The sequence below is a fragment of the Nocardia sp. NPDC055321 genome, assembly GCF_053645575.1.
Window position 1 is genome coordinate 1 of record NZ_JBSHMS010000029.1, and the last position, 24,242, is coordinate 24,242.

Annotated in this window: 14 protein-coding genes and 1 tRNA gene; 9 read left to right on the top strand and 6 right to left on the bottom strand. The window is 70.4% G+C overall.

What is annotated here, in order from left to right:
• Together ACWIGI_RS33980 and ACWIGI_RS33985 are read left to right on the top strand one after the other, a co-directional pair.
• A partial coding sequence (locus ACWIGI_RS33980; protein WP_454207355.1) for a pyruvate carboxylase occupies nucleotides 1–2,418 on the top strand: 2,418 nt, incomplete at its 5' end.
• A gap of 128 nt (nucleotides 2,419–2,546) precedes the next feature.
• Nucleotides 2,547–3,635, top strand: coding sequence for an NAD(P)-dependent alcohol dehydrogenase (locus tag ACWIGI_RS33985; protein ID WP_454207356.1), 1,089 nt, complete (start codon nucleotides 2,547–2,549; stop codon nucleotides 3,633–3,635).
• 150 nt (nucleotides 3,636–3,785) lie between these two features.
• Here the strand turns inward: ACWIGI_RS33985 and ACWIGI_RS33990 are convergent, their stop codons facing one another.
• Nucleotides 3,786–4,559, bottom strand: a complete 774-nt coding sequence (locus ACWIGI_RS33990; RefSeq protein ID WP_454207481.1) for a DUF1460 domain-containing protein — start codon at nucleotides 4,557–4,559, stop codon at nucleotides 3,786–3,788.
• Nucleotides 4,560–4,877: 318 nt separating this feature from the next.
• On the opposite strand from ACWIGI_RS33990, the gene ACWIGI_RS33995 reads away from it, so the two are divergent.
• Nucleotides 4,878–5,930 (top strand): alpha/beta hydrolase, encoded by a 1,053-nt coding sequence (locus ACWIGI_RS33995; RefSeq protein ID WP_454207483.1) that lies wholly within the window; start codon nucleotides 4,878–4,880, stop codon nucleotides 5,928–5,930.
• 47 nt (nucleotides 5,931–5,977) lie between these two features.
• Here ACWIGI_RS33995 and ACWIGI_RS34000 read toward each other — a convergent pair whose 3' ends face one another.
• The gene (locus tag ACWIGI_RS34000; RefSeq protein WP_454207358.1) at nucleotides 5,978–6,790 is read right to left on the bottom strand and encodes a class I SAM-dependent methyltransferase; all 813 of its coding nucleotides are present in this window, start codon (nucleotides 6,788–6,790) and stop codon (nucleotides 5,978–5,980) included.
• A 131-nt stretch (nucleotides 6,791–6,921) separates the two neighbouring features.
• Between ACWIGI_RS34000 and ACWIGI_RS34005 the strand changes: the two genes are divergently transcribed.
• Together ACWIGI_RS34005 and ACWIGI_RS34010 are read left to right on the top strand one after the other, a co-directional pair.
• Entirely contained in the window at nucleotides 6,922–7,206 is a 285-nt protein-coding gene (locus ACWIGI_RS34005; RefSeq protein ID WP_454207359.1) for a hypothetical protein, read from the top strand.
• 91 nt (nucleotides 7,207–7,297) lie between these two features.
• Nucleotides 7,298–7,912, top strand: coding sequence for a TetR/AcrR family transcriptional regulator (locus ACWIGI_RS34010; protein WP_454207361.1), 615 nt, complete (start codon nucleotides 7,298–7,300; stop codon nucleotides 7,910–7,912).
• 51 nt (nucleotides 7,913–7,963) lie between these two features.
• Here ACWIGI_RS34010 and ACWIGI_RS34015 read toward each other — a convergent pair whose 3' ends face one another.
• Entirely contained in the window at nucleotides 7,964–8,554 is a 591-nt protein-coding gene (locus ACWIGI_RS34015; RefSeq protein ID WP_454207362.1) for a TetR/AcrR family transcriptional regulator, read from the bottom strand.
• A 188-nt stretch (nucleotides 8,555–8,742) separates the two neighbouring features.
• Here ACWIGI_RS34015 and ACWIGI_RS34020 point away from each other — a divergent pair, with 188 nt between their 5' ends.
• The 3 genes from ACWIGI_RS34020 to ACWIGI_RS34030 all read left to right on the top strand — a co-directional run bounded on the left by ACWIGI_RS34020 (nucleotide 8,743) and on the right by ACWIGI_RS34030 (nucleotide 11,648).
• Nucleotides 8,743–10,221 carry an MDR family MFS transporter gene (locus ACWIGI_RS34020; protein ID WP_454207363.1) on the top strand — a complete coding sequence of 493 codons (1,479 nt, stop codon included), beginning with the start codon at nucleotides 8,743–8,745 and terminating at the stop codon, nucleotides 10,219–10,221.
• Nucleotides 10,222–10,292: 71 nt separating this feature from the next.
• Entirely contained in the window at nucleotides 10,293–10,955 is a 663-nt protein-coding gene (locus ACWIGI_RS34025; RefSeq protein ID WP_454207365.1) for an FAD-dependent oxidoreductase, read from the top strand.
• A 66-nt stretch (nucleotides 10,956–11,021) separates the two neighbouring features.
• The gene (locus ACWIGI_RS34030) at nucleotides 11,022–11,648 is read left to right on the top strand and encodes a TetR/AcrR family transcriptional regulator (protein WP_454207366.1); all 627 of its coding nucleotides are present in this window, start codon (nucleotides 11,022–11,024) and stop codon (nucleotides 11,646–11,648) included.
• 103 nt (nucleotides 11,649–11,751) lie between these two features.
• Here ACWIGI_RS34030 and ACWIGI_RS34035 read toward each other — a convergent pair whose 3' ends face one another.
• The 3 genes from ACWIGI_RS34035 to ACWIGI_RS34045 all read right to left on the bottom strand — a co-directional run bounded on the left by ACWIGI_RS34035 (nucleotide 11,752) and on the right by ACWIGI_RS34045 (nucleotide 14,504).
• Nucleotides 11,752–12,693, bottom strand: a complete 942-nt coding sequence (locus ACWIGI_RS34035; protein ID WP_454207368.1) for an alpha/beta hydrolase — start codon at nucleotides 12,691–12,693, stop codon at nucleotides 11,752–11,754.
• A 303-nt stretch (nucleotides 12,694–12,996) separates the two neighbouring features.
• A complete protein-coding gene (locus ACWIGI_RS34040) occupies nucleotides 12,997–14,136 on the bottom strand; it encodes an esterase-like activity of phytase family protein (RefSeq protein ID WP_454207370.1) in 1,140 nt (379 codons plus the stop codon).
• Nucleotides 14,137–14,422: 286 nt separating this feature from the next.
• Nucleotides 14,423–14,504, bottom strand: a tRNA-Leu gene (locus ACWIGI_RS34045).
• Nucleotides 14,505–14,893: 389 nt separating this feature from the next.
• Here ACWIGI_RS34045 and ACWIGI_RS34050 point away from each other — a divergent pair.
• Nucleotides 14,894–24,223, top strand: a complete 9,330-nt coding sequence (locus ACWIGI_RS34050; protein WP_454207371.1) for a fatty acid synthase subunit beta domain-containing protein — start codon at nucleotides 14,894–14,896, stop codon at nucleotides 24,221–24,223.
• Nucleotides 24,224–24,242: the final 19 nt, after the last annotated feature.

Sequence of the window (24,242 nt, forward strand, 5' to 3'; positions counted from 1 at the left end):
GGGTTGAGTCAGGACTCGATCGTCATTCGCGGTGCGGCGTTGCAGTGCCGTATCACGACCGAGGATCCGGCCAACGGGTTCCGGCCCGACACCGGCCGTATCACCGGGTACCGCTCGCCGGGCGGCGCGGGCGTACGCCTGGACGGCGGCGCGAACGTCGGCGCCGAGGTCGGTGCCTACTTCGACTCCATGCTGGTCAAGCTCACCTGCCGCGGGCGCGATTTCAACACCGCGGTCGCCCGCGCCCGCCGGGCCGTGACCGAGTTCCGCATTCGCGGTCTGGCCACCAATATCGGCTTCCTGCAGGCTGTTCTGGACGACCCGGACTTCCAGGCCGGCCGGGTCACCACCTCGTTCATCGACGAGCGGCCCGAACTGCGCACCAAGCGCACATCGGCCGATCGCGCCTCGAAGATTCTGGACTACCTGGCCGACGTCACCGTCAACAAGCCGCACGGTCCGCGCCCGACCACGGTGTATCCGCACGACAAGCTGCCCGCCCTCGACATGACGGTGCCGCCGCCCGCCGGATCGCGGGATCGGCTCCTCGAACTGGGTCCGGAGGGGTTCGCCCGCGCGCTGCGCGAGCAGAAGGCCCTCGCTGTCACCGACACCACCTTCCGCGACGCGCACCAGTCGCTGCTCGCGACGCGGGTCCGGACCAGCGGGCTCCTCGCGGTCGCGGGGCACGTGGCGCGCATGACGCCGGAGCTGCTGTCCATCGAATGCTGGGGCGGCGCAACCTATGACGTGGCCTTGCGGTTCCTGTACGAGGACCCGTGGGAGCGCCTCGCCGCGCTGCGCGAAGCGGTGCCGAACATCAACCTGCAGATGCTGCTGCGGGGACGGAACACCGTCGGCTACACGCCATACCCCGAAAAGGTCACGCGCACATTCGTTTCCGAGGCCGCGGCAACCGGTATCGACATCTTCCGCATCTTCGACGCCCTCAACAACGTGGACCAGATGCGCCCGGCGATCGACGCGGTGCGCGAAACCGGCACCACGCTGGCCGAAGTCGCGCTCTCGTACACCGGGGACCTGTCGAACCCGAACGAGGATCTGTACACCCTCGACTACTACCTGAAACTGGCCGAGCAGATCGTGGAAGCCGGTGCGCACGTCATCGGCATCAAGGACATGGCGGGCCTGCTGCGCGCGCCCGCGGCGACGACGCTGGTGACGGCGTTGCGTCGTGAGTTCGATCTGCCGGTGCATGTGCACACCCATGACACCCCGGGTGGTCAGCTCGCGACCTACCTCGCCGCCTGGCAGGCAGGCGCGGACGCCGTCGATGGTGCGTCGGCGCCGATGGCCGGGACCACGAGTCAGCCCGCGCTGTCGGCGATCGTGGCCGCGACCGCGAATTCCCCGCACGACACCGGCCTGAACCTGCAGAACGTGTGCGACCTCGAGCCGTACTGGGAGGCGCTGCGAAAGGTCTACGCGCCCTTCGAGTCCGGACTTCCGGGCCCGACGGGTCGCGTGTACACCCACGAGATTCCCGGTGGTCAGCTCTCGAACCTGCGCCAGCAGGCCATCGCGCTGGGCCTGGGAGATCAGTTCGAGGAGGTGGAGGCGAAATACGCTGCGGCGGACCGGCTCCTGGGCCGCCTGGTCAAGGTGACCCCGTCCTCCAAGGTCGTCGGTGACCTCGCCCTCGCCCTCGTCGGCAAGAACGTCGAGATCGACGACTTCGCCGCGGACCCCGCGCGTTTCGACGTCCCCGATTCGGTGATCGGTTTCCTGCGTGGAGAACTCGGCACCCCGGCCGGCGGGTGGCCCGAGCCGTTCCGCAGCCGCGCCCTGGCCGGACGCGGCGCGGCCAAGCCGGAAACCCCGCTCACCCCCGAGGACGAAGCGGGCCTGAACGGCACGTCCCCCGAACGCCGCGCCACCCTCAACCGCCTGCTGTTCCCCGGACCGACCGCCGAGTTCCTCGCGCACCGCGAGAAGTACGGCGACATCTCCGCCCTGTCCGCCAACCAGTTCTTCTACGGCCTGCGCCACGACGAGGAGCACCGCGTCCAGCTCGACAAGGGCGTCACCCTCCTGATCAACCTCGAAGCCGTCTCCGAGCCCGACGACCGCGGCCTGCGCACCGTCGTCTGCCTCCTCAACGGCCAGCTCCGCCAGGTCCAGGTGCGTGACCGCTCCCTCGCTCAGCAGGTCCCCATGGCCGAGAAGGCCGACCCCACCGACCCCGCCCAGCTGGCCGCGCCCTTCTCCGGCGTGGTGACCGTCGCGGTGTCCCAGGGTGACCGCGTCGACGCCGGCGACACCGTGGCCACCATCGAGGCCATGAAGATGGAGGCCGCGATCACCGCACCGCACGCGGGCGTGGTCGATCGCGTGGCGATCGGCAGGGTCCAGCAGGTCGACGGCGGCGATCTGTTGCTGGTGCTTTCGGGGAGCTGACCGGGCAGCTGTCAAGGCACGTGTCCACCAACTGAAACAGGTTCTAGAAATACCGCTCCCGGTCGCCTAGGGTGCAGGTGAATCGGCGTGAGAGTCGCTTCGCCGACCTTGGGAAGGGAAGTGTCCCGGTGGACATCACAGCCGCGGTTGCGCGCGGGGCGCAGGCCCCGCTCGGGCTCGAAGCCGTCACCCTCGAGGAGCCGCGCGCCGACGAGGTGCTCGTGCGGATCGTCGCGAGCGGGGTATGCCATACGGACCTGGTGACCAAGAGCGTGTTTCCGGCGGAGCTGCCGATCGTGCTCGGGCACGAGGGGTCCGGCATCGTCGAGCAGGTCGGGTCGGACGTCGACGACGTCAAGGTCGGCGATCACGTGCTGCTGACCTACAGCAGCTGCGGGGACTGCGGGCAGTGCGCCGCGGGCGTGCCGTCCTACTGCGAGAACTTCGTGGTGCGCAACACCTCGGGCGGGCGCTCCGACTTCACCTCACCGCTGAGCCAGGACGGGGAGCGGGTGATGGGGGTGTTCTTCGGGCAGTCCAGCTTCGCGACTCACGCGCTGGTCTCGCGGCGCAGCGTGGTCGTGGTGGGCGACGACGTCGATCTCGTCGCCAGCTCCCCGTTCGGCTGCGGTGTGCAGACCGGTGCGGGCGCGGTCGCCAACGTCATGCGGCCGGCCGCGCACGAGTCCATCGTGATCTTCGGGGTCGGCGGGGTCGGCATGTCCGCGCTGCTGGCCGCGCGGGCGCTCGGGGTCGAGAACGTGGTCGCGGTCGACCTGTCGGCCGAAAGGCTCACCCTGGCAAAGGAACTCGGGGCGGCGGCGACCATCGACGGCGCGGCCGAGGACGTCGTGGCCCAGATCCAGGCGGCCACCGGCGGCGGCGCGAACTTCGCCCTGGACACCACCGCGGCCAATCCGGTCATCGCCAAGGCGCTGCTGGCGCTGGCCCCGCGCGGCACCCTCGTGCTGGTCGGCCTGGGCGAGGCGACCATGGACTTCGAGATCGGCCACCTGATCGGCAACGGCAAGGCCGTGCGCGGCTGCATCGAGGGCAGCTGCGACCCACAGGAATTCATTCCGCAGCTGATCGAATGGCATCGGGCGGGCAAGTTCCCGATCGAGAAGATCTCGCGGCGCTACGCGTTCGACGAGATCAACACCGCGCTGCACGACGCCCACGAGGGCACGACCATCAAGCCGATCCTGGTGCTGTGAACCGCGCGCCCGGCGTGATCGCCGGGCACTAGGCCGATCGAGGGCCGCACCGGTTACCGGTGCGGCCCTCGATCTTTCACCGATGTCGCTTCGCGGCTACCCACCGGTCCCGCCGCCCCCATCACAGCCGCACGATGGATGGGCGCCCACTCACTGCGGGCGAAGGACCACGAGCCCCGGGGTGGTGCCGACGTACTCGGCGAACGGTGTATCCACCACCTGGTACGCGGCCAGGGAGCTGGCGTTGCGGAAGACCGGGCCGTTCGGGGTCCGCACGAAAATGCCCACGTGCGTGACATCGAGGCCCGGCAGATCCGCGTAGGCCGCGACGTAGTCACCGGTGCGCAGCTGCGAGACGACCGCGTCGTTCACCGCACCCGCCGGGATGTAGGTGATCGCACGGTCGACGGCGGGCAGACCGGGCAGATAGGAACCGCCGTCGCCCTTGACGTTCAGCCGCTTCGGCACGCTGACCGCGACGGGGGACAGGGTCCCGGTGATGTCGGTGGCCGCGATCCGGGGCGTGTTCGCCCAGTCGGTGAAGAAGTGCTTGCGCTTGGCGAACGCGACTTCGCCACCGGCGTACCGGGTGTCGACGAGATTGGCGACGAACTCCGCGCGGGTCGTCGACCGTGTGAGCGCCTCGACGTAATCGAGGAAGGTGAAGCAGTCCACCCGGCGCAGGTCGACGATCAGCTCCTCGGGCCGGTCCGCCGATCCGACGAGCATATTCGCGCCGTACGGCGTGCCCAGGAAGCGCGCGGACAGCAGCTCGATCAACTCGCCCTTGCCGATGCCGGCGGGCGCGTCGCGACGCACGGCCAGCAACTGGTCGATCTCGCTCGCGCTGACTTCGTCGATGGCCGGATTCACCGGCGCGGCGACCGCCGCCGGACCCACCAGACCGGCGCCACCGGCCAGCATCAGCACCACGAGCAGTATGCGAGCGATGACGCGCAAATCGCCTCCACGGAACGATCGATCGGTGAGCAGACGCCCTCCACCGTAACCCGGACCGGCGCGCCGCAGGGGAGTAAGACTCCACCGGAGCAGAACCAACCGCGCTGTCAGGATTTGGAAACCTGCCGTTTATCAACGGGTGACAGACTTCGCACACCCATACCCGCCGAATCTGTCGTAGGGTGCGGGCGTCGTTCCAGCTAATCAGAAGTTGAACGCCGCTGCGAGCACGCGGCAGCGGTGCGGAAGAAGTAGGCCCAGCAGGTGTTTTCTCGCTCGTCCATGCGCGCCGCGGCGGCGCTGATTGCCGCAGGCATTCTCACCGTTCTCCTGCCGTCGGCCCTGTGTACCGCCGCCCCGGAACCGAGCGAGCCGGACGCACCACCCGCCGCCGCCACCGCACCACCCGGCGCCGTCGTCGCGCCCAACGGGTCGTACGTCGTGCGGTCGCGGACCGAGCAGGACCGGCACCTGGTGTTCACCGTGTACTCGGTCGCCATGGACACCGAACTCACCGTCGAGGTGCAGCGCCCGGCCGACACCACCGTGCCGCGCCCGATCCTGTACCTGCTCAACGGCGGCAGCGGCGGCATCGGCATCGGCACCTGGGATCACCAGACGCGCGCGGAGGAGTTCCTGGCGGACAAGAGCATCAACGTGGTGCAGCCGATCGGCGGCGCCGGGTCGTACTACACCGACTGGCGCTCACCCGATCCGCGCCTGGGCGTGGTCAAGTGGAAGACCTACCTGACCGAGGAACTGCCGCCGCTCATGAACGCGGCCCTGGGCTCGAACGGCGTGAACGCCATCGCGGGCGTGTCGATGTCCGGCACCTCGGTGCTGCAACTGCCGATCGCCAAGCCCGGCCTCTACAGCGCGGTGGCCGCCTACAGCGGCTGCGCCCGGATCTCCGATCCCATCGGACAGGCGTTCGTGCGGCTCACCGTCGGCTACAGCGGCAGCGACGCGGCGAACATGTACGGCGGTTCGGAGGATCCGCACTGGATCGCCAATGATCCGTACCTGAACGCGGAGGGGCTGCGCGGAATCGAGCTCTACCTGTCCAGCGGCAACGGCCTGCCCGGACCCTACGACCGGGTCGGCGACCGCCGCATGGTCGGCACGGGCGTCGGCGCGCTGGCGAATCAGCTGCTGGTGGGCGGCATCATCGAGGCCGCCACCGACCAGTGCACCCGGAGCATGGGCGAGCGGCTGGACGAACTCGGTATCGCGGCCACGGTCGTGCTGCGGCCCTACGGCACCCATTCCTGGGGTTACTGGGACGACGAATTGGTCGCGTCCTGGCCGGTGCTCGCGCGCGGGCTCGGCGTCTAGCCGGACACGGCCCCGGAGCGTATCGCCGCCGGGGCCGGTCTCGGCGCTCAGGCCGGGTCGGTGGTGAACAGGTTGAGCTTGTAGGTCGTGACCGCCGGCGCCCAGCCGAAGAGCTTGGCCACGGCACGGTATTTGAACGGCCAGTCGCGGGCTACGGCCGGCTGCGGCTGGGCGAAAGTGCGCGAATCCTGCAGGCGCAGACCGTGCTGTTGCAGGGTGGCCGGATCGTCGCAGACCCACTGCATGCGCGCGGTGACCGCCTGGAAGACCGGATTTCGGTCCTGGCTCTTCATCATGAGCTGCCCGCCGGTATCGAAAGCCAGTGGGGTGGAAGGGAATCGGGTGGCGAGCTGGCGTAGCACCGCGTGCACGCGCTCGGCCGGGAAGTAGAGCAGCACGGCCTCGCTCAGCAGGAACAGCGGTCCGCCGCGCTCGGTGACCCGCTCGAACCAGTCGGTGTCGAACAGCGACCCGGCGATCATGGTATAGCGGTCGCCGTCCTGGAAGAACCTGCGCCGCAAGGCCATCGTGTCCTCGACGTCGAGGTCGAACCAGCGCAACCTGCCGTTGTCCAGCCGGTCGAATCGGGTCGAGAGACCGCAGCCGAGATCGACGACGGTGCCCTCGGGGTGCTCGCGCAGGAACCCGCGCACGTATTCGTCGAAGATGGAGGCGCGCAACACCGAACCGGACAGCGAGGGGCCGCGGAAACCGGTGAAGTCGTAGTCGATGGCTTCGACGAGCTCGATCGCGCGCCGGTCGTTCAGGACGCTCGGCCGCCGCCGCGCGTCCTGCGCGCGGCCGTACAGCGGAATCAACAGTGTTTCTTGGATCGCACCCAGCGACACCTGTTCACCCATGATCGAAGCCTAACTTAGGGTGACCTTACAAGGCCAGGTGTTTATGGCCGGGGGATTCGATCCCGAATCGGGGGGTAGTGCCGGAACAGGGATGAATCGGAGCGTGCCGCATCGGCGCGCGAGGAGGTGTCATGACGCAGAGTTGGCAGCAGCGCATCGCGCGGACCCCGCGCAAACACGCCGGCGAGGGCATCGAGGACGGTGTCAACATCGTCGGGATCGTGCTGATCGGCCTGGGCATACTCGGCCTCGGCCTCACCCTGGTCGCCGGCGGTTACGGATTCGGGGGCTGGGCCGTGATCGCGGGCGTGGCCAGCGTCCTGCTCTTCCTGGCGGGCGGGGTCGTCCTCGCGCTGGAGTGGCGTCGTCAGCGCGCGCACCGCAGTGCGAACGAGCCTGTGCGCCAGGGACATTGACGTACGCGCAGCCGGTGCGGTCAGCGCACCGGGGCGGACCCGCGGGACGGAATTCGACCCCGCGGGTGAGGCTCGGCGGAGAGGGAAGCACGTGGCGGGGACTCGGCGCACGCAGGCCGAGCGGCGGGCCGAAACCAGCCGATTGCTCATCGACGCGACCATTCTGACGATCGTCGAGGCCGGATACACGGGGGTCACCGTCAAGGAGGTCTGCTGGCGCGCGGGGGTGTCGCACGGCGGTCTCTTCGGCCGTTTCGACACCCTCGCCGATCTGGTCGCCGCCACGGCCGAGGAGGTCGGCAGGCGGCGGATGGAGCAGCTCGCGACTGGGATGGAGGAGTTGCCCGACTACGGCGACATCGGCGAGGTGCTCGCGCGGTGGCGCGCGGTCGCACACGATCCGCTCAACGCCGTCTGGCTGGAACTGACCGTCGCCGCCCGGACGGATTCCGCACTGCGCGAACGACTTCGAGCGGTCCGGGCGGCCTATTCGCCGCTACCCCGGACCGACGGCGCGACCATCCCGGCGCTGCGCGGGCTCACCCCCGAGCAGCTGTCCGCCCTGGATTCATTGGTGAGCACGTTCTTCGACGGCGATGCCATCCACACCGCCCTGCGCCCGCTGTCCGACGCGGACGCGCCCCGGGTCGAACTGCTCGCCGCCGTGCTGCGGCACTACCTGGACGACCGGCGCGATCCCGCGTGATCGGGGCGCACCCCGTTCGCGTCGCCACCGGGCGGCCGCACCCGGCCGCCGTCAGCGCACGCCCAGCGCGGGCATGACCACTGCGTCGATATAGCGCTCGATGAAACGGGCGTCGGGCGCCCGGTTCTCGATCACGGTGTAGGCCATGCTCGCGCCCATCATCAGGTGAACGATGTAGTCGCGGGCGGGGGAGTTCGGCGCGAGTTCGCCGCGGGCCTCGGCGCGATCGAGTGCGCTGGTGAACGCGCGCATGGTGGGATCGAAGATGAGTTCACGTAAAGTGTTGTGCAGCATGGGATCGCGCCGCGCCGCCTCGTTCATGGCCGGGATGATTGCGGCCGCTCGGTCATCGTCAGGTTGCCGTGCGGCCAGCGCGAGCAGGTCGCCGCGCAGGCTCCCGGTGTCGAAATCGGCCTCCGGGGCCGGTCCGATGTGGCGCAGGGCGCTCGCCACCAGATCGGGTTTGCCGCTCCACTGCCGGTACAGCGTGGTCTTGCTGGTGCGCGCCCGCGCGGCGACCGCGTCGATGGTCAGCGCGTCGTAGCCGACCTCCGCGAGCAGGCTCAGGACGGCGTCGTAGAGCTCGCCTATGCGCTCGGGCGTCATTCGGCTGCGCGGCAGCGAGGACTTCGGCGCGGACATTCGCGGCTCCCATTCATACGAGACGGTTTCGTATCAATCTAACCATTCGGGCCCGTGTCGACCGGCCGTTTTGCCTGTTCATGCAGGTGGGACGGCGTTGACCCGGCCTTAAGTGTACGATACCGTATCGTACATTCATCCGATGTGGCGATCCTGCGATCACCACCCAGGCCCGTCGAGGAGCAGCGATGCGTGTGCCCTACAAGTGGCTCGTGGCCACGGCGTTCGTGTTCGGGTTGTTCATGGAACTGCTCGACATGACGGTTCTCAACACCGCGCTGCCCGCGCTGGGCCGCGAATTCGGCGCCGACGCGAGCCGGCTGCAATGGCCGGTCACCGGTTACCTGATCAGCCTGGCCGTCTTCATCCCCGCCTCGGGTTGGGTCGCGGATCGGTTCGGGGCCCGCCGCACCTTCGGCTTCGCGGTGGTGATCTTCACCGCGGCCTCGCTCGTCGCGGGGCTGGCCACCTCCCTGGAGATGCTCACCGCGGCGCGATTCCTGCAGGGCGTGGGCGGCGGCATGCTCACCCCGGTCGGCACCGCCATGCTGTTCCGGGCCTTCCCGCCCGGCGAACGCGCGAAAGCCTCCGCGGTCCTGGCGGTTCCGGCCGCACTCGCGCCGACGCTGGGGCCGGTGCTCGGCGGATGGCTCGTCGACGCCGCCTCCTGGCGCTGGATCTTCTACCTCAATCTGCCCATCGGCATCGCCGCGCTGGCGTTCGTGGTCTTCGCGCTGCGCGACGACGACGAGGTGAGCGTGCCGGGCCGCTTCGACGCGGCGGGTTTCGTGCTGGCCGGGGCCGCGCTCGCCGGAATGCTCTTCGGACTCGAACGCGGGCCGAGCGCGGGCTGGACCGATCCGATCGTACTGCTCACCGCCGGTGGTGGTTTCGTGCTCGGCGTGGCGCTGGTGGTGCTGGAATTGCGGAAACGCGCGCCACTGCTGGACCTGCGGCTGTTCGGTGATCGGCTGTTCCGGCTCGGCAACATCGTCACCGGCGTCGCGACCGGCGCCATGATGGGCGTGCTCTTCCTGGCGCCGTTGCTGCTGCAGCAGCAACTCGGCCTGAGCGCCACGCAATCCGGGCTGATCACCGCGTTCCAGGCCCTGGGCATGGTGGCGGTGATGCCCCTGGCGAGCTCGCTCTACACCCGGCTCGGACCGCGGCCGATGCTCATCGCGGGCCTCGGAGGGACGGCGCTGGGCAATCTGGGCTTCCTGTTCGTCGATGCGGACAGCTCCCTGTGGCTGCTGCGCGGCATTCTGTTCGTGCTCGGAATGGCCATGGGGCTGACCATGATTCCGCTGCAGGCGGCGACCTTCGCGACCATCACCGGTGAGGCCACCGCCCGCGCGTCGGCGGTCTTCAGCACGGCGAAACAGGTCGCGGCGGCGGTCGGCGTCGCGGTGGTGGCAACGCTGCTGAGCGTGCGGTCCGGTGTGCACCTGGACGCGGCGGGTGATGCCGTCGACGCGGTAGCCCGGCAGGGCGCTATCTTCACCGCCTACCACGAAACCTTCACCGTGACAGCGCTCATCGCGCTGGCGGGCATCGTGTTCGCCGCCCGGATCCGGCGCTCGGACCTCAGCGGGCCGGACGCCGCAGATACGGCCGAGCCGGGTGATCGCACACCGGACCCGGTGCTACCGGTCACCGCGGGTTGAGCGCCGCGACCATTCGGGCGCACCACGATTCACCCTTCCGACCCGGCGAGTCCGTCGCCACAGGAGATCTCATGCCCACCCTCACCCTCGTGGATCGCAGACGCGAGTACGACCTGACCCATCTCTACCGATTCCGGCCGGCCCGTCCGATCCGATTCGCCGCGGGCCAGTACGGCCACCTCATGCTGCCGGGCCCGGTGCTCGGCCTCAGCACCAATATCCGGGAGCTCTCGATCGCCTCGAGCCCGCTCGACGAGACGATCGACTTTCTGGTCGACGGTTCCTCCAACAGCAGGTATCAGTACACGCTGCGCACCCTCGAGCCCGGTGCGCAGGTCAGGTTCTTCGGGGTGCACGGGACGCTCGTGCTCCCCGAATTCACCACCACGCCGGTGGTTCTCATCGGCGGCGGCGTCGGCATGGCGCCGTTCCGGTCCATGGTGCGCTTCACCGCGCAGCGCCGCCCCACCCAGCCGGTCACCGTGGTCCAGGTCGCGAGTCGCGGCACGCTGTGCGCCGAGGAGTACGAGGCATCGGACTTTCCTTGGCATCGCTGCGACCGCGGCACGCTGGGGGAGGTGTTGCTCGGGGTCGCCGCCGCCAACCCGAACGCGCGCTACTACGTCGCCGGACCGCCGGCGATGCTGAAGACGACCAGGGAGCTGCTCATCCGGCACGGTATCGACCGCCGTGCGATCGGCGCGGACAGCTTCACCGGGCTGACCAGGTGGTGACCGGGGCCGATGGGCGCCGCCCATGAGGCGCACCGTGCCGGGCCCGGACGAACTACCGTGGGGGATATGACCGAAGTCCGACGCCGGACACCCAGGCAGCGCCGGTCCCGCGAGACGGTGGAGATCGTGCTGGAAGCGGCCGCGCAGATGTTCTCGCGCGAGGGTTTGGCGGCGACGACCAACCGGATCGCGGAACGGGCCGGTGTCTCGATCGGCACGCTCTACCAATACTTTCCGGACAAGCACGCGTTGCTGCGCGCGCTCGCCGAGCGCCATCTGAGTGACGGCGCGGTCCGGCTGGGGGTGGTGTTCGCCGAATTACGCCGAACGGAACCGCCTTTCGAGCAGACCCTGCGGACGATCCTGGACACCGTCGTCGAGCTGCACCGTGATCGGCCGGTCCTGCACGCGCTCATGCACCGCGTCGCCCCGCGCGACATGGTGGAACTGGCCGCGCTGCGCGCGTTCGAGGAACACCTCGCCGACGAGGTCGCCCACCACCTGACGCGCTGCGGCCGGGGCGATCCCGACCCGGCGCTGACCGCCCGGACCGTGGTGCACGGCATCGACACCCACCTGCACCGCGTCCTGATTTACCGTTCCGTGGACACCGACCAGCTGATGGACCTGGTGTACCGGCTACTCGGTGACCCGCCCCGGCGCCCCGGATCCGCCGAAACGAGCGCTCGGTGAACTGATTTCGATCGGACGGCTCGCAGTCCGAGAACTCGGTGCCCGACGCTCCACGTGAGCGGTCCGGCGAGGCAGGTGAGCCGTCATCGACCGGCAGTTCCGGTCAGTCTATGGCCCGTGTAGAGCCCGAGGCGGTCGAGCGCACCGCCGCGAGGACCCCGCGCAGGGCATCGGCCAGCTGATCGATGCCGGGCTCCTCGACGGGGAAGTGACCGCAGCCGTCGAGGAGTACGAGTTCGGTAGGCACGGTGAGCTTTTCGAGGACGCTCACGCTCAGCTCAGGCGGCGTCCAGCGATCCTCAGCGGGATGTACCAGGGTGACAGGGGTTTTCGTGAACAGCTCCGGTGCGGTGTGGCTGTATCGGAGGAAGCTCGACAGGAACCCCAGTGGCACCCGGACTCCGCCGCCGCGGGGATCGTGCGCGCACAGCCGTGTCAGGTCGGGGTTCAGGCTCATGTTGCGCATGTCAACCAGCCAGCGGATCGGGACCCGCACCCCGCCCAGCACCGGTTCCACCGCGCCCAGCAGGGCGGGCGCGAACGGGCCGGTGAACGACCAGCGCGCGGCGGCCCGCCGGGCGGCCGGGTCCGCGGGATCGAGCAGGCAGGTCGCCACGACGTGCGCCACCACGCCGGTCCGGGCCGCCACCTCGTAGGCCAGCATGCCGCCCATGCTCGCCCCGAACACCACCAGCGGCCGCGGATCCGATGCCGCCTGCTCTCTGGCGAATTCGCACAGCAGCTCCACCCAGTCGCCGTACCGCACCGAGCATGGGTGCGGCTCGACCGTGTCCCCGTACAGCGGCAGGTCGATGGCGAGCACCTCCGCGCCCGCCGGTCCCGCCTGCGCGGCCAGCGGCCAGAGCAGGCCCGCGTGCCCGCCCCCGCCGTGGATCGCCAGGACCCGCACGGGCGCTTGCGGGTCGACGGTCCGCGCCACGTGGACGCGGCGGTCCCGCCACTCCCACCAGGTGGATACCGGTTCGAGGAACGGGTCCGACACGAACCGCGCCGGAACGAATTTCAGGTATTCGCGATACTCCATGCCCTCAGCGTCGGGCCGATTCGGTCGGGTGACAACTCGCGTCCGCGGTCCGGCCACCGATGCTCGAAAGCCGCGCTGAGCTGCGTCGATGGCAGCTCCACGCGCGGCCCGAGCCGGTTGCTCATGTTTGCGCGGCCGAGTGGGTGCGCCGGTGTGGTCAGCGGCGCCCGGCTCCACCCCGGACCGTGTTCATCGCCCACCCGGTTTGCCCCGCCCGCACCCGCCCTGCTCGGTCCCCGCCGCGAGTCGCGTGTACTTCACACCGAGCCAACCGGTTTCGAGCGACCGCGTCGCCGTCCGCGCTCAGCTGCCGGTGCTGATACCGCCGCTCTCGACTGCCAGCAGGTGGAACGCGGTCTTGCCCGCCACCCCGAAGTTGTTGTCCGACACCAGGATCAGGGAGCGGGCGCCACCGCGCAGGGCGGGGCCCCAGGTCATGCCCTCGGCGCACTGCGGGTCGATGCCGTTGGCGGTGAAATCGAACAGCAGCTTCTTGCTCATCGCGCGGGCAGTGGCGGGCGCGACCGCCAGGCCGGTCACCGGATCCGCACCGGCAACCGAGGTTTCGTAGATGCGGGCGGTGAAGCCGGTACGCGGGTCGTAGCCGCGCTCCAGGGTCAGGAACCGCCCGGCATCGAGCGGGAGGATCTCCGCGACACCGGCGGCGGACGGTATCGCCCCGGGTGCGACCCGGTCGGTGGGATAGATGTACTCGGCGAGATCGGCGCCGGTGGCGACCTGGATCTGCACCAGCCGCGCCCGGCTCTCCACCTCCGTGCCGGCGGCCGGGCCGTCCTGCACGAGCGCGTTCTCGCTGACCGCGACCAGTGCGGTGTTGTCGAACGACGGTGCCATGGCCTCGAATCCGAGATTGTCGCGGATACCCGCGACCGGGACGCCCGCATCGTCCAGTTCCGGGGTGAAAGCGGCCGGGACGGGCAGGTCGCGCACGAAGGACCCGTCCATCGCCGCCTGCCGCAGGAAACCCGGGCGGCCGGTCTTGGCCTCGCCCTCACTCGTGTAATAGAAGCCCTGTTGCGTCGGCAGCCAGCGAATCGACTCGGTGTCCGCCGCGCGCGGCGCGTACGGCCGACCATCGTTGTCGCGCAACTGAATCAGGGTGTCGAAGCGTGGCTGACCCAGCGTGCCGTCCGCGCCGATCGGCAGCTCGAGGGTGTAGGCCCGCACCGGCCCCTGCTCGCCGCGGTTGTCGCTGACGGCCAGATAGCTTCGCGCGGCCGGGCTGTAGTCGATGCCGGACAGTCCGCCCACCGGGAACCCGCCGAAGCTCAGATCGTCCGGCAGCGTCACCGAGTTGACGTAGCGCACGCCGAGGCCGCCGAGGTCGGCCGAGGCGGGCGCGGGCTCGGCGACGGGAGCGATCGCGAGCCCTACGCCCGAGACGGCGGCGAGCAGAACGGTACCGGTGCGGGGGAACTTCATCGTTCGAGAGCCTTTGCGGAGAGGGGACTGTGCGCCGTCAGCGTGACCACAGCGGGCCCCGCCTGCCAGATCCCGTCCCGCTCAACGACTTCGCGCCGGGAAACGCCGGGGCGGCCCGTCGCGGCCGTGGCATGATGCCGCACCGCCCGGATCCGGCCGTCGCGGTTGCGCCCGAACGCGCGAGGGTTGCTCGATAGTTACTGCGGCGCTGGGGAACTGTCTGGCAACCTTCCGAAACGCAAAATCCCGGCGTCGCCGGGGTGGGCGATTTGCCGGGATCTTGAAGTGCGCGAGGCGGGACTTGAACCCGCACGTCCGTGGACACCAGAACCTAAATCTGGCGCGTATGCCAATTTCGCCACTCGCGCTAACGGTACGACCGTCCAAACTCTACCGGGCCTCGCGAGGAACCAGAAGCACCGGGCGGGCGTGGCGTACTGGTCGGTAACCCTACCTGGGCTTATAACGATTTGGTAACCGCCAATGTGAGGAGCCCTCATATTTCCTTCACCGATGTAACCGGCCTCACCAGCGCCTTCAAACATGAGGGAGGGTCATGTTTCTGAATGTTCTGGTACGTCCGTACCGAAATACCCGGGAGTACGCCGGAGGCCCGCGACCAAACATGAGGAGATCCTCATGATTTTGTGGAATCCTCGCCATCTACCAGGGCCAGTAGGCCGGAGGAACACCTGCGCACCGTGAGCGCGGCCCAGTCCTGTGGGGGCGGGCCGCCAGGAGAAGGAAGTCGAACGTCTTGACGATCAACGAGAGCACCGGAACCGGATCCAAGGCCAGGCTTGCGGGGAAGAGTCGGGAAAGCGGAGTCAGGTCGTCACTGCTCGATCGGTTGCTGGCGGGCGCCCCGTACGCGTTGGCCTTCGGTGGCCAGGGCGCCGCGTGGCTCACCGAACTGGAGGAGATCGGGCGCGATTCCGCGCTCGAGCCCGAGCTGACCGCGCTCGTCAACGAGGCGGCGCAGGCGCTCGAACCCGTTGCGGCGCAGCTGCTCGTGGTGCGCCCGGTCGGTTTCGACCCGATTGCCTGGATGCTCGAGGAAGAGCTCGCCGACCCGGACCAGGGGGAGGTGTCGGCGGCGCCCACAGCGCAGGTGCTGCGCTCGGCCGCGGTCTCCATGCCCGGTGTCTTCCTCACCCAGATCGCCGCTCTGCGCGCGCTGCGCCTGCAGGGCCTGGACATCGTCGCCCAGCCGCCGGCCGCGGTCATCGGCCACTCCCAGGGCCGCATCGCCGCCACCGCCGCCGAGGCGCACGGCCGTCGCGATGCCGAACTGCTCGCCATCGCCCAGCTGATCGGCGCCGCCGCGGGCCTGGTCGCCCGCCGCCGCGGCCTCATGCCCATCGGTGAGCGCTCCCCGATGGTCGCGGTCTCCAACGTCGATCCCGAACAGCTGCAGGCCGTCGTCGACGAGCTCGCGCTCGGCGTGGACGAGTCCAAGGCCGCCGTGCTGTCCATCCGCAACGGCCGCCGCCGCGCGGTGCTCAGTGGCCCGGTCGCCCAACTCGACCGAGTCCGTCAGCGCTGCACCGAAATTCACGACGAGCAGGCCGCCGAGCGCGAGGGCAAGAAGCGCGGCGGCGCGGTCTTCGCCCCCGTCTTCGAGGACATCCCGGTCGAGGCCGCGTTCCATCACCCCGCCCTCGGCGAGACCGTCGACGTCGTGCGCGGCTGGGCCGAGCAGTGCGGCCTCGACGCCGAACTGGCCGCCGCCCTCACCCAGGAAGTCCTGGTCGACCCGATCGACTGGGTCACCATCGTCGACACCACCGTCGCCGACGGCGCGCAGTGGATCCTGGACCTGGGCCCCGGCGACCTGCTGACCCGCCTCACCGCGGGCTCGCTCAAGGGCACCGGCGTCGGCGTGGTCGCCGCCTCCACCCGCCCCGGCCAGCGCAGCCTGTTCACCCCCGGTGCTGCCCCCGAGGTCGCCCCCGCCTGGTCCGAGTTCGCGCCCAAGCCGGTGCGCCTGCCCAACGGCCGCGTCGTGGTCGAGACCGCCTTCACCCGCCTCACCGGCCGCTCGCCCATCCTGCTCGCGGGCATGACCCCGACCACGGTGGACGCCAAAATCGTTGCCGCCGCGGCCAACGCGGGCCACTGGGCCGAGCTCGCCGGCGGCGGCCAGGTCACCGAGCAGATCTTCGCCGACCGCGTCACCGAACTGAAGCAGCTGCTGCATCCGGGCCGCTCGGTGCAGTTCAACTCGCTGTTCCTGGACCCGTACCTGTGGAAGCTGCAGCTCGGCGGCAAGCGCCTGGTGCAGAAGTCCCGGGCCGCGGGCGCGCCGTTCGACGGCGTCATCGTCACCGCCGGCATTCCGGAGCTGGACGAGGCCGTCGCGCTGATCGAGGAGCTCAGCGAGGTCGGCATCACCCATGTCGCCTTCAAGCCCGGCACCGTCGCCCAGATCCGCGCCGTGCTCCGAATCGCCGACGCCGCACCGGATTACGCGGTCATCATGCACATCGAGGGTGGTAAGGCCGGTGGCCACCACTCCTGGGAAGACCTCGACGACCTGCTCATCGACACCTACACCGAACTGCGCAGCCGCGCCAACGTGATCGTCTGCGTCGGCGGCGGCATCGGCACCCCCGAGCGCGCCACCGAGTACCTCACCGGCGCCTGGTCCAAGAGCTACGGCTACCCGGTCATGCCGCTGGACGGCGTGCTGATCGGCACCGCCGCCATGGCGACCCTCGAGGCCACCACCGCCCCCGAGGTCAAGCAGCTGCTCGTCGACACCCCCGGCACCCCGGACTGGGTCGGCGCGGGCACCGCCGCGGGCGGAATGGCCTCGGGCCGCAGCCAATTGGGCGCGGACATCCACGAGATCGACAACTCCGCCTCGCGCACCGGCCGCCTGCTCGACGAGGTCGCCGGCGACGCCGAGGCCGTGGCCGCCCGCCGCGAGGAGATCATCACCGCGCTCAACGGCACCGCCAAGCCGTACTTCGGCGACGTCGGCACCATGACCTACACCGAATGGCTCGAGCGCTACGTCGAGCTCGCGGTCGGCCTGGACCGGCGCAAGGACTTCGACTGCGGCGGCGACTTCGGCGACGCCATCAGCGACGCCACCGCCTCGGTCTGGCTCGACATCACCTGGCGCGCCCGCTTCGCGGACATGATGCGCCGCACCGAATCCCGGCTCAACCCGGCCGATCGCGGCGAGATCGAGACCCTCTTCGCCGACGACTCCGACTTCGAGGAGCCGGTGCGCGCGCTGTGCACCCTCAAGGAGGCGTACCCGGCCGTCGCGACCACCGTGCTGCACCCGGCGGACGTCCCGTTCTTCGTCTCGCTCTGCAAGACCCCCGGCAAGCCGGTCAACTTCGTCCCCGTCGTGGACGGCGACGTGCGCCGCTGGTGGCGCTCGGATTCGCTGTGGCAGGCCCATGATCCGCGCTACTCCGCCGATCAGGTGTGCGTCATCCCCGGCACCGTCGCCGTCGCCGGCATCACCCGCGTGGACGAGCCGGTCGGCGAACTGCTCGACCGTTTCGAACAGGACACCGCGTACTCCCTGGTTCGTGCGGGCGTCGTCCCGGCCGCGGTCGACGGCCGCCGCCGCGCCGATGTCACCGCGGGCGCGATCGACATCGTGCTGGCCGCCCCGGACGTGCAGTGGTCCGGCCGCACGACCGTCAACCCGATCCACCGCCTCGGCGACCTGAACGACTGGGTCACCACCGAACAGGGCGCGCACCACGCGTCCACCGGCGCCACCCTGACCCCGGTCACCGGACCCGAATCCGACCACTCCTACGTCGAATTGGCGGTGCCGCTGCTGGGCCGCGACGCCGTCCGGATCCGCATCACCGTGCCGGTCACCGTCTACAACGGCGGCGCGCCGGTCATCACCGAGGCCGACGCCGACGTGGCCATGTCGGCGCTGCTGGCCGTGGCCGCCGGGCAGTCGTTGCCCGAGGTCAAGACCGTCGACGGCGCGAAGGTCGCGCACCTGAACGTGGCCTGGAGCCCGGACCTGATCGCCGATCACGCCGGCGTCACCGGCTCCGGCCTGCCCGACGGGCTGAGCACCCTCGGCCGCACCGTGCCCGACGTGCTGGTCGGCGCGTGCTGGCCCGCCGTCTTCGCGGTGCTCGGCGCCACCCGGACCGCCGACGACCGCAGCGTCATCGAGGGCATGCTCGACCTGGTGCACCTGGATCACCGGATCCAGCTCAACGGCGAACTGCCCTCCGCGGCAAGCGTTCTCGCCGTCAAGGCCGAGGCCGCCGAAACCATCGACACCGACATGGGCCGGGTCGTGGAGGTGCGCGTGCGCATCTCCGGCATGCTCGACAAGCCCGAGACCGGCATGTCGATGCCGATCGTCGCCACCCTCACCGAGCGCTTCGCCATCCGCGGCCGCACCGGCGCCGGCGAACTCGCCGATCCGCCGCGCGCCGCCGGCGTGCTCTCGGAGCAGGCGAAGGACACCCCGCGCCGCCGCCGGCGCGACGTCACCCTGGTCGCCCCGCGCGCCATGGCCGCCTTCGCGCAGGTCTCCGGTGACTTCAACCCCATCCACACCAGCGACTCCGCCGCCAAGCTGGCCGGTCTGGGCAGCCCGATCGTGCACGGCATGTGGCTCTCGGCCGCCGCCCAGCACGCGGTCTCGGCCGTCGACCTCGCGGACAAGGTGCCCCCGCGCACGCTGACCGCGTGGACCACTCGCTTCCTGGGCATGGTCCGGCTCGGCGCGCAGATCGACGTGCGCGTGGAACGCGTCGCCGTGGATCAGGGCGCGGAGGTCATCGAGGTCTCCTGCCGCATCGAGGGCGATCTGGTCATGACCGCCACCGGTCGCGTCGCCCCGCCCAAGACCGTCTACGCCTTCCCGGGCCAGGGCATTCAGACCAAGGGGATGGGTCTGGACGCGCGCACCCGCTGCAAGGCCGCCAAGGCGGTCTGGGACGACGCCGACAAGCACACCCGCGAGGCCCTCGGCTTCTCGATTCTCGCCGTCGTGCGCGACAACCCGACCTACCTCAAGGCGCGGGGCGTGGAGTACCGGCACCCGCAGGGCGTGCTGCACCTGACCCAGTTCACCCAGGTCGCCATGGCGACCCTCGGTGTCGCGCAGGTCGCCGAACTCCGCGAGGCGGGCGTCTTCATCGAGGGCGCCATGCTGGCCGGTCACTCGGTCGGCGAGTACAACGCGCTCTCGGCCGTCGCCGGGGTGCTGCCGCTGCACGCGGTGCTCGAGGTGGTGTTCCAGCGCGGTTCGGCCATGCACGAGCTGGTCCCGCGTAATGCCCAGGGCCTGAGCGACTATCGGATGGCCGCCATCCGGCCCTCGCAGATCGGCGTCGCCGATCACGAGGTCGTCGACTTCATCAACGGCATCGGCGAAGCCTCCGGCGAGTTCCTCGAGGTGGTGAACCTCAACCTGCGCGGCGCCCAGTACGCCATCGCGGGCACGGTCGCCGGCCTCGACGCCCTCGAGGCCGAGATCGAACGCCTGCGCGCCATCACCGGTGGCAAGCGCGCCTACATCCTGATCCCGGGCATCGACGTGCCCTTCCACTCCACCGTGCTGCGCGCGGGCGTCCCGGACTTCCGCACCAAGCTGCAGGGCCTGCTGCCCGCGGACCTGCACCCGGAGGTACTGGTCGGCCGCTACATCCCGAACCTGGTGCCGCGCCCGTTCAGCCTCGAGCGCGAATTCATCCAGGAGATCGCGGATCTGGTGCCCTCCGAGCCGCTCGCCGAGGTGCTCGCCGCGTGGGACGACTGGGCCGCCAAGCCCGTCGAACTGTGCCGCGTGGTGCTCGTGGAGCTGCTGGCCTGGCAGTTCGCCAGCCCCGTGCGCTGGATCGAGACCCAGGATCTGCTCTTCACCGACGTCGAGCACGGCGGTCTGGGCGTCGAGCGGTTCGTCGAGGTCGGCCTGGCCGCCACCCCGACCACCGCCAACCTGGCCTCCAACACCCTGAAGCTGCCCGGCTTCTCGAACACCGTGGTCGAGGTGCTCAACATCGAGCGCGAGTCCGGCATCGTCTACGCCACCGACACCGATCCCGCGCCGGTCGACGAGCCGGAGGAGACTCCCGCCGAGACCGCTTCCGCCGCAAGCGCTCCCGTCGCCGCCGCGCCTGCCGCCGCCCCGGTGTCCTCCGGTGGCCCGCGTCCGGACGACATCGCCTTCGGCGCCGCCGACGCCACCCGCGTGCTCATCGCGCTGTGGACCAAGCTGCGCATGGACCAGATCGGTCCGGTGGACACCATCGAGGGCCTGTGCGACGGCGTCTCCTCGCGGCGCAACCAGCTGCTGGTCGACCTCGGCGCGGAACTCTCGCTCGGCGCCATCGACGGTGCGGCCGACGCCGACATGGGCGCGCTGTCCGCCACCGTCGAGCGCCTGGCCCGCACCTACAAGCCGTTCGGCTCGGTGCTGACCGACGCCGTCGGCGATCACCTGCGCAAGGTCTTCGGACCCTCCGGCAAGCGGCCCGCCGCCATCGGCGAGCGCGTCAAGAAGGTCTGGGATCTGGGTGACGGCTGGGTCAGCCACGTCACCGCCGAGGTCTCGCTCGGCACCCGCGAGGGCGCCAGCGTGCGCGGCGGGGACATGGGCGGGCTCGTCACCGGCGGGCTCAACGACGGCGCGTCCGTCGACGCGGCCATCGACGCCGCCGTGCAGGCCGTCGCCGCGCGCCGCGGGATCGCGGTGTCCATGCCGTCCGCCGGTGGCGGCGGGGGCGCGACGGTCGACGCCGCCGCCCTGGGTGAGTTCACCGAGCAGATCACCGGCAACACCGGTGTGCTCGCCACCACCGCCCGGGTCATCCTGGAGCAGCTCGGCCTGACCGAGCAGATCTCCGCGCCCGAAGCCTCCGACGACACCCTCGTCGATCTGGTCTCGGCCGAATTGGGCACGGACTGGCCGCGTCTGGTGGCCCCCGCGTTCGACGCCAAGAAGGCGCTGCTCATCGACGATCGCTGGGCCAGCGCCCGCGAGGATCTGGCCCGGCTGTGGCTGGGCGTGGACGCCGACGCCGCCGATCTCGACGTCGAGGGCTACCTCGGCGCCGGATCCGCCGTTGCCGCACAGGCGAACTGGTGGCGCGAGCGCGCCAAGAGCGAGGCCCGCTCGGTGCTGGCCGGGGTCTACGGCCGGATCGCCGAGGCCGCCGTCACCGTCGAAGAGCCGGGCGTGTGGTCCTCCGACATCGCCGTGATCACCGGCGCCAGCAAGGGTTCCATCGCCGCGGCCGCGGCCGGGCGCCTGCTGGCCGGCGGCGCGACGGTCATCGCCACCACCTCCTCGCTCAACGACGATCGGATCGGCTTCTACAAGAAGCTGTACCGCGAGCACGCCCGCAACGGCGCGACCCTGTGGGTCGTGCCCGCGAACATGGCCTCCTACAGCGATGTCGACGCGCTCGTCGAGTGGATCGGCAACGAGCAGGTCGACAACGCCGGTGGCGCCAAGGTGCTGGTCAAGGAAGCGATGATCCCGTCGCTGCTGCTGCCCTTCGCCGCGCCCCGCGTCGCGGGAGACCTGGCCGACGCCGGCGCCCGCGCCGAAATGGAGATGCGGGTCCTGCTCTGGTCGGTCGAGCGCCTCATCGGCGGGCTGTCCAAGGTCGGCGCGGACCACAACGTGGACGCGAAACTGCATGTGGTGCTTCCGGGTTCGCCGAACCGCGGCATGTTCGGCGGTGACGGCGCGTACGGCGAGTCCAAGGCCGCGCTCGACGCCGTGGTCGCCAAGTGGCGCGCGGAGAAGTCCTGGGCCGAGCGCGTCACCCTGGTGCACGCGCTGATCGGCTGGGTGCGCGGCACCGGCCTCATGGGCGGCAACGACCCGCTGGTCGAGGCCGTGGAGAAGGCCGGCGTGCACACCTGGTCCACCGCCGAGATGGCCGACGAGCTGCTCAAGTGGTGCACCTCGCGGGCCCGCATCGTCACCGCGACCGGACCGCAGCAGATCGACCTCACCGGTGGTCTGGCGCGCGCCAAGCTGGACCTGCCCGCCCTGGCCAAGGAAGCCCGCGAGCAGGCCGAAGCCGTCGACGCGGACGCCGAAGAGGCTGCCGCCGCGACCATTTCGGCCCTGCCCGCCCCGCCGACCCTGAGCTCGAAGCTGCCCGTCCCCGAGTGGGGCACGGTCACCGCCGACCTCGACGACATGGTCGTCATCGTCGGCGCGGGCGAGCTCGGACCCTACGGTTCGGCGCGCACCCGCTTCGAAATGGAGGTCTCGGACCAGCTCTCGGCCGCGGGCGTGCTCGAACTGGCCTGGACCACCGGTCTGGTCACCTGGGAGAACGATCCCAAGCCGGGCTGGTACGACGCCGAATCCGGTGACTACGTCGCCGAATCCGAGCTGGCCGAGAAGTACCACGACACCGTGGTCGAGCGCTGCGGCGTGCGCCGCTACGGCGACGACGGCGCCATGATCGACAACACGGTGCCGCTGCTCACCTCGATCTTCCTCGACAAGGACCTGACCTTCGTCGTGAACAGCGAGGCCGAGGCGCGGGCGTTCCACGCCTCCAGCCCCGAGCAGACCGTCATCACCCCCGTCGAGGGTTCGGGCGACTGGCAGGTGACCCGCAAGGCGGGCACCGAGATTCGCGTCCCGCGCAAGACCAAGCTCTCGCGCTTCGTCGGCGGCCAGATCCCCACCGGCTGGGATCCGACCCGCTTCGGCATCTCCGCCGACATGGCGGCCTCGGTCGACCGGGTCGCGCTGTGGAACATCGTCTGCACCGTGGACGCGTTCCTCGGCTCCGGCTTCAGCCCGGCCGAGCTCATGAGCTGGGTGCACCCGGCCATGGTCGCCAACACCCAGGGCACCGGCATGGGCGGCATGTCCTCGATGCGCTCGCTGTACATCGACAACCTGCTCGGTGAGCCGCGCGCCAACGACATCCTGCAGGAGGCGCTGCCGAACGTCGCTCTCGCACACGTGGTGCAGAGCTACGTCGGGTCCTACGGCGGCATGATCCACCCGGTCGCGGCCTGCGCCACGGCGGCGGTCTCGGTCGAGGAGGGCGCGGACAAGATCCGGCTCGGCAAGGCCGATCTGGTGGTGGCCGGCGGCTACGACGACCTCGGCATCGAGGGCATCGTGGGCTTCGGCGACATGTCCGCCACCGCGGACTCGGCCGTCATGTCCGCCAAGGGCATCAGCGACCGCTACTTCTCCCGGGCCAACGATCGCCGTCGCGGCGGCTTCGTCGAATCCCAGGGCGGCGGAACGGTATTGCTCGCCCGCGGCAGCGTCGCGCTGGAGATGGGCCTGCCGGTGCTCGGCGTCGTGGCCTACGCCCAGTCCTTCGCGGACGGCGTGCACACCTCCATCCCGGCGCCCGGCCTGGGCGCGCTGGGCGCGGGCCGCGGCGGCCCGGAGTCCAAGCTGGCCAAGGAACTCGGCAAGCTGGGCGTGTCGCCGGACGAGATCGCGGTGATCTCCAAGCACGACACCTCCACCGCCGCCAACGATCCCAACGAGTCCGAGCTGCACGAGCGGCTCGCGACGGCCATCGGCCGCTCGGAAGGCGCTCCGCTGTTCGTGATTTCGCAGAAGACCCTCACCGGTCACGCGAAGGGCGGCGCGGCAACGTTCCAGATGATCGGCCTGTGCCAGGTGCTGGAACAGGGCGTCATCCCGCCCAACCGCAGCCTGGACTGCGTGGACGAGAAGATGCGCGCCTACCCGCACCTGGTGTGGGTGCGCGAGGCCCTGGACCTGGGAGATCGCTTCCCGCTCAAGGCCGGTCTGGTCACCTCGCTCGGCTTCGGGCACGTCTCGGGCCTGGTGGCGATCGTGCACCCGCAGGCGTTCGTGGCCGCCATCGACCCGGACAAGCGCGAGGAGTACCGGCGCCGGGCCCAGGAGCGTCAGCTCGCCGGCCGCCAGCGGATCACCGAGGCCATGTGCGGCGGCGCCCCGCTGTACGAGCGCCCCGCCGACCGCCGCCTCGGCGGCGACGGGACCCCGGCCAAGCAGTCGCGCCAGCTCGAGGCCGATCTGCTGCTCTCGCCCCAGGCCCGTTTGGGCAGCGACGCAACCTATGTCGCCGTCCCGCCCGGCCCGGCCTGCCGGTAACCCCCGGCCCGCCCCGCCG